The organism is Pantoea trifolii (assembly GCF_024506435.1).
In the GTDB taxonomy this organism is placed as follows: domain Bacteria; phylum Pseudomonadota; class Gammaproteobacteria; order Enterobacterales; family Enterobacteriaceae; genus Pantoea; species Pantoea trifolii.
This window is the reverse complement of sequence record NZ_JANIET010000001.1, coordinates 4151525-4159476: the sequence shown is the minus strand read 5'-3', so window position 1 is coordinate 4159476 and position 7952 is coordinate 4151525. Positions and strand designations below refer to the sequence as shown.

General features: G+C 55.7%; 7 protein-coding genes and 1 pseudogene. 5 read left to right on the top strand and 3 right to left on the bottom strand.

Annotation, left to right across the window (positions count from 1 at the left end):
- A pseudogene (locus NQH49_RS23495) lies at positions 1 to 108 on the bottom strand (AAA family ATPase); the annotation flags it as partial.
- A gap of 297 nt (positions 109 to 405) precedes the next feature.
- Between NQH49_RS23495 and kup the strand changes: the two are divergent.
- Positions 406 to 2274 carry a low affinity potassium transporter Kup gene (gene kup, locus NQH49_RS19370; RefSeq protein WP_256697882.1) on the top strand — a complete coding sequence of 623 codons (1869 nt, stop codon included), beginning with the start codon at positions 406 to 408 and terminating at the stop codon, positions 2272 to 2274.
- Positions 2275 to 2285: 11 nt separating this feature from the next.
- Here kup and qseC read toward each other — a convergent pair whose 3' ends face one another.
- Both qseC and qseB read right to left on the bottom strand, forming a co-directional pair.
- Positions 2286 to 3617, bottom strand: coding sequence for a quorum sensing histidine kinase QseC (qseC, locus tag NQH49_RS19365; protein ID WP_256697881.1), 1332 nt, complete (start codon positions 3615 to 3617; stop codon positions 2286 to 2288).
- A complete protein-coding gene (gene qseB, locus NQH49_RS19360; RefSeq protein WP_256697880.1) occupies positions 3614 to 4276 on the bottom strand; it encodes a quorum sensing response regulator transcription factor QseB in 663 nt (220 codons plus the stop codon). The genes qseC and qseB overlap by 4 nt, the downstream gene beginning before the upstream one ends.
- Positions 4277 to 4456: 180 nt before the next feature.
- Here qseB and NQH49_RS19355 point away from each other — a divergent pair, with 180 nt between their 5' ends.
- The 4 genes from NQH49_RS19355 to rbsC all read left to right on the top strand — a co-directional run bounded on the left by NQH49_RS19355 (position 4457) and on the right by rbsC (position 7928).
- A complete protein-coding gene (locus tag NQH49_RS19355) occupies positions 4457 to 4852 on the top strand; it encodes a YgiW/YdeI family stress tolerance OB fold protein (protein ID WP_008106749.1) in 396 nt (131 codons plus the stop codon).
- A gap of 172 nt (positions 4853 to 5024) precedes the next feature.
- The gene (rbsD, locus tag NQH49_RS19350) at positions 5025 to 5444 is read left to right on the top strand and encodes a D-ribose pyranase (protein WP_008106751.1); all 420 of its coding nucleotides are present in this window, start codon (positions 5025 to 5027) and stop codon (positions 5442 to 5444) included.
- A 7-nt stretch (positions 5445 to 5451) separates the two neighbouring features.
- Positions 5452 to 6960, top strand: coding sequence for a ribose ABC transporter ATP-binding protein RbsA (gene rbsA / locus NQH49_RS19345; RefSeq protein ID WP_256697879.1), 1509 nt, complete (start codon positions 5452 to 5454; stop codon positions 6958 to 6960).
- Positions 6957 to 7928, top strand: a complete 972-nt coding sequence (rbsC, locus tag NQH49_RS19340) for a ribose ABC transporter permease (protein ID WP_008106756.1) — start codon at positions 6957 to 6959, stop codon at positions 7926 to 7928. The genes rbsA and rbsC overlap by 4 nt, the downstream gene beginning before the upstream one ends.
- Positions 7929 to 7952 lie beyond the last annotated feature (24 nt).

Sequence of the window (7952 nt, the reverse complement as noted above, 5' to 3'; positions counted from 1 at the left end):
GGCAGCCAGCAAACAGAGGCGGATCGCATGATGGCGTTCATACAGCCCTTTTTCCAGAGCGTTGCTCAGGCGAGAAATTCTTTCTGCCAAAAGATGGGGTTGAGCCATAATCACATCATTATCCTTTTGATCCTGGTGCCGTCATATTCTGGCGAGCGCAATACTCTACTGATTATCATGCGCGATTGCGTTGATAGCCGTCAGCTTTTTTGTTTCAGAAGGTTGATGCGAGAGAACTCGCCGCTTCCAACGGTTTTTTGGCGCTATTTTCGGCGAAAAACCGCGTCACCGACGCGATGGTGGCACTTTGTAAGAGTAGGTTTTTTTGGGAATATGTGCATACTGTGCGCTTTTTGATGGCTTGAGCGGAAGGCAAGTGCCTCCGGCTCCAACAAAAGACAACTTATGAGCTCGGATAAGAAACAGTCCCTTGGGGCCGTCACGCTGGCGGCAATTGGCGTGGTGTATGGCGATATTGGTACTAGCCCGCTCTATACATTGCGTGAATGTCTCTCTGGTCAGTTTGGATTTGGCGTAGAGCGCGAAGCGGTATTTGGCTTTCTGTCGCTGATCTTCTGGCTGCTGATTCTGGTGGTGTCGCTGAAGTACATCAGCTACGTGATGCGTGCGGATAACGCCGGTGAAGGCGGGATTTTAACGCTGATGTCGCTGGCCGGACGCCATACCGGCGCCAGAGCCACGGCAATTCTGGTGATCATGGGACTGATTGGCGGCAGCTTCTTCTACGGAGAAGTGGTGATAACGCCGGCGGTTTCGGTACTATCGGCGATTGAAGGTCTGGAAATTGCCGCGCCAAGTCTTGATGCCTACATCGTGCCGTTGGCGATTGCAGTGCTGACTTTACTGTTTGTTATCCAAAAACACGGCACCGGCATTGTAGGCAAGCTGTTCGCGCCGGTGATGCTGCTGTGGTTTTTGGTGCTGGCGGTTCTGGGCGCGCGCAGCATTATCGACAATCCTGACGTCCTGCATGCGATGAACCCGTATTGGGCGGTGCACTTCTTCATCCAATATAAAACTGTCTCCTTCTTCGCGCTGGGCGCGGTGGTACTGGCGATTACCGGCGTAGAAGCGTTGTATGCCGATATGGGCCACTTCGGTAAATTCCCGATTCGTCTCGCCTGGTTCATCGTGGTGCTGCCTTCACTGGTGCTCAACTACTTTGGTCAGGGCGCGCTGCTGCTCAAACATCCTGAAGCGATCAAAAACCCGTTCTTCCTGCTCGCGCCGGATTGGATGCTGATCCCAATGTTGATTCTGGCGACCTTAGCCACGGTGATTGCGTCGCAGGCGGTGATTTCCGGCGTGTTCTCATTAACGCGTCAGGCGGTGCGTCTCGGCTATTTGCCGCCAATGCGCATTGTGCACACCTCCGAAGAGGAGTCCGGGCAGATCTACATTCCAGTGATTAACTGGCTGCTCTATTTCTCGGTGGTGATTGTGATTGTCGGTTTTGAGCACTCCAGCAATCTGGCGGCGGCTTACGGCATTGCGGTAACCGGCACCATGGTGCTGACCGCCATTCTCTGTTCAACCGTGGCGATTCAAAACTGGCACTGGAACCGCTATCTGGTGGTGTTGATTCTGGTTGCCATGTTAATCATCGACGTGTCGCTGTTCTCCGCCAACCTGATCAAGGTGTTCTCCGGCGGTTGGCTGCCGCTGACGCTGGCGTTGATGATGTTCATCATCATGACCACCTGGAAAAGCGAGCGTTTCCGCCTGCTGCGTCGTATGCATGAGCACGGCAATTCCCTCGAAGCGATGATCGCGTCGCTGGAGAAATCGCCGCCGGTACGCGTGCCGGGTACCGCAGTGTATATGTCGCGGGCGCTGAACGTGATTCCGTTTGCCATGCTGCATAACCTCAAGCACAACAAAGTGTTGCATGAGCGTGTGGTGCTGCTGACGCTGCGTACGGAAGATGCGCCTTATGTGCACAATGTGCGTCGTGTGACCATCGAACAGTTATCGCCAACCTTCTGGCGCGTGGTGGCGAGTTACGGCTGGCGCGAAACGCCAAATGTCGAAGAGATTTTCCACCGCTGCGGCCTTGAAGGGCTGAACTGCCGCATGATGGAAACCTCCTTCTTTATGTCGCATGAATCGCTGATTATCGGCGATCGTCCGTGGTATCTGCGCCTGCGCGGCAAGCTGTTCCTCGCGCTGCAACGCAATGCGCTGCGCGCGCCGGATCAGTTTGAAATCCCACCGAACCGCGTGATCGAGCTGGGAACCCAGGTCGAGATTTAACGCTGCGCGCGTCACCAACTCAAAGTGACGCGCAATCCTCCGCTGGCGCGCTGGCTGAACTGCAAGCGAATGCCGTGCAGCTGGGCAATATTTTTCACGATGGAAAGCCCCAATCCGCTGCCGGTTTGTGCCTGTCCCGGCGGTCGCCAGAAGCGTTCACCCAACCTTGCCAACTGCTCATCGCTGACTCCCGGTCCGTTATCATCAACGGTAATGGCGCGAACATTGAGCTGCACATCAATGGTGCTGCCCGACGGCGAATAGCGCAGCGCGTTATCCAGCAGATTCCGCACCATCAAACCCAGCAATAGCGGATGACCGTTCATCACCGTTTCGGCGTGGCTGGTGAACTGCAAAGCGGTGTTTTGTTGTTCTGCCTGCGGGAAGTGCTCCGCCAGCAGGTTTTGCAGCAGCGGTGCCAGCGCCACCGGTTGAAACTCGCTGCGCAGATCGTCAGCTTCTACGCGTGACAGCGTTAAGAGCTGATCCACCAAACGCGTGGCGCGCACAATGCCGCTATCCAGCTGCTGAATCGCCCGTTTACGCATCGCTTCATCATCATCGGCCAGCTGAATCACTTCGCTCTGCACGCGCAGCGCCGCCAGCGGGCTGCGCAGTTCATGGGCGGCATCGGAGGTAAAGCGACGCTCGCGCTGTACCAGATGCGCCATGCGACTGAACAAGCCGTTGAGCGCCACCACCAGCGGCTTCACCTCTTTGGGCAAGCGCGTGTCCGGCAATGGCGTAGCATCATCCGGCGCTCGTTGATGCAGCGAAAGCGTGAGGCGCTTCAACGGGCGCAGTTCGAACCACACCAGCGCCAGCAGCAACAGCAGCATAAAAGGCATGGCGATCAACCACGGCAGCAGGCTACTGAGCGCCAGATCGCGCGTCATATCTTCGCGGTATTCCCACTCTTGCCCAACCACCACGCGATAACGCTTATCCGCTGAGGTGAGCCACACCAAGCGCCAGCTCTCTTTATCGCCGCGCAGGCGGCCATCGGTAAAGCCATCACGTTGGTAATCAAACTCTAAATCACGCCCATTTTCGCCGTCATTGAGCAGCGGCTGGCCGTCGGCGCTGAAAATGGCAAACGCCAGCGCATCGTCATCCTGATCGCCACGATGATGACGCAGGATCGACTTGGTGTTAGGCAGTTTTTCGTCCTGCAGCGAGGTGGGATCGAGCGTAATCAGTCGTTTGGCGAACAGCATTTGCTGAGTATCAAACAGCTCGTCTACCGTATCGCGGGTTTGGTGCCAGGCGCTGAGGCTGGCCAAGCCGCCGCACAGCATAATCAGCAGCACAAAGCCGATGGCGAGGCGCAGAAACAAACTCATTCTGCCGCTCCCAGCGTATAACCGACGCCGTGTACGGTGCGAATAAACTGGCTGCCGAGTTTCTTGCGCAGATGATGAATGTGCACCTCCACCGCATTGCTGGAGACATCTTCATCCCAGCTGTAGAGCTTTTCTTCAAGCTGACTGCGCGTCAGTACACGGCCGGGATTGCGCAGAAACAGTTCCAGCAGCGCCAGTTCGCGGCTCTTCAGGCTGACGGCTTCGCCATCGCACAGCACGCTATGGCTGCCGGGCGCCATCACCACTTTGCCGTGTTTGAGTTCTGGCTGCAGTTGGCCGTGACGGCGACGGATCAGCGCCTGCAAGCGTGCCGCCACTTCTGTCAGCGCAAACGGCTTGCACAGGTAATCGTCGGCACCGAGCTGCAATCCCTGAACGCGCTGATCGAGCGCATCGCGCGCGGTGAGGATCAGCACCGGCACATCCTGTCCTTGCTGGCGCCACTGACGCAGGATATCCAGACCATCGCGTTCCGGCAGCGACAGATCCAGCACCACCGCGTCCCAGGGCGCGGCCGCCAACGCCTGAAATCCGGCTTCGCCGGAGACAAACCAATCCACGCTGAATCCGAGTTTGATTAACCCGACTTTCAAACCGTCGCCAATCAGCGTGTCATCTTCTATCAGTAAAATGCGCATCTACTCTCCTTCTGTTAAGCGGAGTTATACGAAGCACAATCGCTCTTGTACAGCGAAAATCCCGGCAAATAGACTATTTTTCATGAATGTTAGCCCGACGGATTCTCTTAAGATCCTGTTAAGAACCTTATGGTGAAATAGCTTCCGTAAACCAACACATTCATGGAAAAGAGGTGACATATGAAAAAGTCTGCAGCCCTGTTAGCTATCATCGCCCTGGCCGCCACGCCGGTTCTTGCCGCTCAGCAAGGTGGCTTTGTTGATCCGAATGCGCCATCCGCGCAGGTGAAGTCTGGTGGCTTCAAAGCCGATAACACCAGCGTTGTCACGGTGAAACAGGCCGAAGAGATGAAGGACGATAGCTGGATCACCGTGCGCGGTACGCTTGAGAAGCAAATCGGTGATGAGGATTATCAGTTCCGTGATGCCACCGGCACCATGAAGGTCGAGATCGATCATAAACGCTGGAACGGTTTGACCATCACGCCGAAGGATCAGGTAGAACTGACCGGCGAACTGGATAAAGATTTCAACTCCATCGAACTGGACGTGAAACAGGTACGTAAACTGCCTTAATCCCTGCATCGGGGCCGCAGCAGCGGCTCCAATATCCCACCAAACTCAAATTCTCTCTGGTACAAGCGAAACGTTTCGATGGCGATCACATTTCCGTGATGCCGCCATTGAGTTGCCGTGCGCATTTTATACACTCCCGATCAGCGAAACGTTTCGCTGTGGAGTGGAAGAAATGAAAAAAGGTCGCTTGTTAAACGCTGAAGTCTCTCATGTGATTGCTCGCCTGGGGCACACCGATACGCTGACGATTGCAGATGCAGGCTTGCCGATTCCGGCTGGTCCACAGCGCATCGATCTGGCGTTAACGCCGGGTACGCCCGAATTTTTACAGGTGGTTGAGGTAGTCACGCAGGAGATGCAAGTCGAAAGCGCCCTGATGGCGGAGGAGATTAAGCAGCACAATCCGCAGCTCCATAGCGCACTGCTCGCCGTGCTCGAAGCCTTGCAACAGCACCAGGGGAATGTCATCACCATTCGTTACACCAGCCATGAACAATTCAAACAACAAACGCAGCGTAGTCAGGCGGTCATTCGCAGCGGAGAGTGTTCTCCGTATGCGAATGTCATCCTGAGCGCCGGCGTGACCTTCTGAGGCCGCTATGCAACCGTTATTGCAACTCAAAGGGATTGAAAAGTCGTTTCCCGGCGTGAAGGCGCTGAATGGCGCATCGCTTGCTGTTTATCCGGGACGCGTGATGGCGCTGGTGGGTGAAAACGGTGCCGGCAAATCTACCATGATGAAAGTGCTGACCGGCATTTACAGCATGGATGCCGGTTCCCTGCAGTGGCTCGGTCAGGATGTGGCGTTCTCTGGCCCGAAAGCGTCGCAGGAAGCGGGCATTGGTATTATCCATCAGGAACTTAACCTGATTCCGCAACTGACCGTCGCCGAGAATATCTTCCTTGGCCGCGAATTTGTTAACCGCTTTGGCCGTATCGAATGGAAAAAGATGTATGCCGAGGCGGATGCGCTATTAAAGCGCCTCAATCTGCGCTTCAACAGCCACAAGCTGGTGGGCGATTTGTCGATTGGCGATCAGCAGATGGTCGAGATCGCTAAAGTGCTCAGCTTCGAGTCGAAAGTCATCATTATGGATGAACCGACCGATGCGCTGACCGATACCGAAACGCTGTCGCTGTTCCGCGTCATCAACGAACTGAAAACGCAGGGCTGCGGCATCGTCTATATCTCGCACCGCATGAAAGAGATCTTCGAGATTTGCGATGACGTCACCGTGTTCCGCGATGGGCAGTTTATTGCCGAGCGCGCGGTGAGCGATCTCAGCGAAGAGAGCCTGATCGAGATGATGGTCGGCCGCAAACTGGAAGATCAATATCCACGTATCGATCAGCAGCCGGGTGAGATCCGCTTAAAAGTTGAAAACCTCAGCGGTCCGGGCGTTGATGACGTCAGCTTTACGCTGCGCAAAGGGGAAATCCTTGGCGTGTCGGGCTTGATGGGCGCGGGACGTACCGAACTGATGAAAGTGCTGTACGGCGCGCTGCCGCGCAGCAAAGGTAAAGTCACGCTGAATGGCCGCGAAATCACCACTCGCTCCCCGCAAGAAGGATTGGCGAACGGCATCGTTTATATCTCCGAAGATCGTAAGCGCGATGGTTTGGTATTGGGCATGTCGGTGAAAGAGAACATGTCGCTAACCGCGCTGCGCTATTTCAGCACCGGCGCAGGCAACCTGCGTCACAGCGATGAGCAGTTGGCGGTGGGCGATTTTATCCGCCTGTTCAACGTCAAAACCCCTTCAATGGAGCAGCCGATTGGCCTGCTGTCCGGCGGTAATCAGCAAAAAGTGGCGATTGCGCGCGGCCTGATGACGCGCCCTGATGTGTTGATTCTTGATGAGCCAACGCGCGGCGTCGATGTCGGGGCAAAGAAAGAAATTTATCAGTTAATTAATCAGTTTAAAGCCGAAGGGCTGAGCATCATTTTGGTGTCGTCGGAAATGCCGGAAGTGCTTGGCATGAGCGACCGCATCGTAGTGATGCATGAAGGCCATCTGAGTGGCGAATTTTCCCGTGAGCAAGCTACCCAGGAATCCCTGATGGCGGCGGCAGTCGGTAAGCAACACAGCGAGGAGTTAGTTGTATGAGCACCCAAACCTTACCCGCCAGCCGCCGTTGGTTCAGCAAAGCCTGGCTGCTGGAGCAGAAATCACTGATTGCATTGATCGTGTTGATCGCCGTGGTTGCCAGCCAGAGCCCGAACTTCTTTACGCTGGCCAACATGTTCAACATTCTGCAGCAGACGTCGGTCAACGCCATTATGGCGGTTGGCATGACGCTGGTGATTCTGACTTCGGGCATTGATCTTTCAGTGGGCTCGCTGCTGGCGCTGACTGGCGCGGTGGCGGCATCGATCGTCGGATTAGAGGTGAATGCGCTGGTGGCCGTTGCGGCTTCGCTGGCGTTGGGGGCGGCGATTGGCGGTATTACCGGCGTGATTGTGGCGCGCGGCAAGGTGCAGGCTTTCATTGCCACGCTGGTGATGATGCTGCTGCTGCGCGGCGTCACCATGGTTTACACCAACGGCAGCCCGATCAATACCGGTTTCAACGATAACGCCGATCTGTTTGGCTGGTTCGGTATCGGTCGTCCGCTGGGCATCCCTACGCCGGTGTGGCTGATGGTCGCGGTATTTGGTCTGGCGTGGTACATGCTGCATCACACGCGCCTTGGTCGTTACATCTATGCGTTAGGTGGCAACGAAGCGGCGACGCGTTTGTCGGGTATCAACGTTAATCGCGTCAAAATCATCGTTTATTCGCTGTGCGGCCTGCTGGCGGCATTGGCGGGCACCATCGAAGTGGCGCGTCTCTCTTCCGCTCAACCTACCGCGGGCACCGGTTATGAACTGGATGCGATCGCGGCGGTGGTGCTGGGCGGTACCAGCCTGGCGGGCGGTAAAGGCCGCATCATGGGCACGCTGATTGGTGCATTGATCCTCGGTTTCCTGAACAACGGCCTGAATCTGATGGGCGTATCGTCTTACTACCAAATGATTGTTAAAGCCGTCGTCATTCTGCTAGCGGTGCTGGTGGATAACAAAAGCAGTAAATAACTCTGACCTTCACACAGGATTTAA

Excerpts from the sequence above, each read along its gene's own strand:
- kup (WP_256697882.1), top strand. The coding sequence starts at position 406 with ATGAGCTCGGATAAGAAACAGTCCCTTGGGGCCGTCACGCTGGCGGCA.
- qseC (WP_256697881.1), bottom strand. The coding sequence starts at position 3,617 with ATGAGTTTGTTTCTGCGCCTCGCCATCGGCTTTGTGCTGCTGATTATG.
- qseB (WP_256697880.1), bottom strand. The coding sequence starts at position 4,276 with ATGCGCATTTTACTGATAGAAGATGACACGCTGATTGGCGACGGTTTG.
- NQH49_RS19355 (WP_008106749.1), top strand. The coding sequence starts at position 4,457 with ATGAAAAAGTCTGCAGCCCTGTTAGCTATCATCGCCCTGGCCGCCACG.
- rbsD (WP_008106751.1), top strand. The coding sequence starts at position 5,025 with ATGAAAAAAGGTCGCTTGTTAAACGCTGAAGTCTCTCATGTGATTGCT.
- rbsA (WP_256697879.1), top strand. The coding sequence starts at position 5,452 with ATGCAACCGTTATTGCAACTCAAAGGGATTGAAAAGTCGTTTCCCGGC.
- rbsC (WP_008106756.1), top strand. The coding sequence starts at position 6,957 with ATGAGCACCCAAACCTTACCCGCCAGCCGCCGTTGGTTCAGCAAAGCC.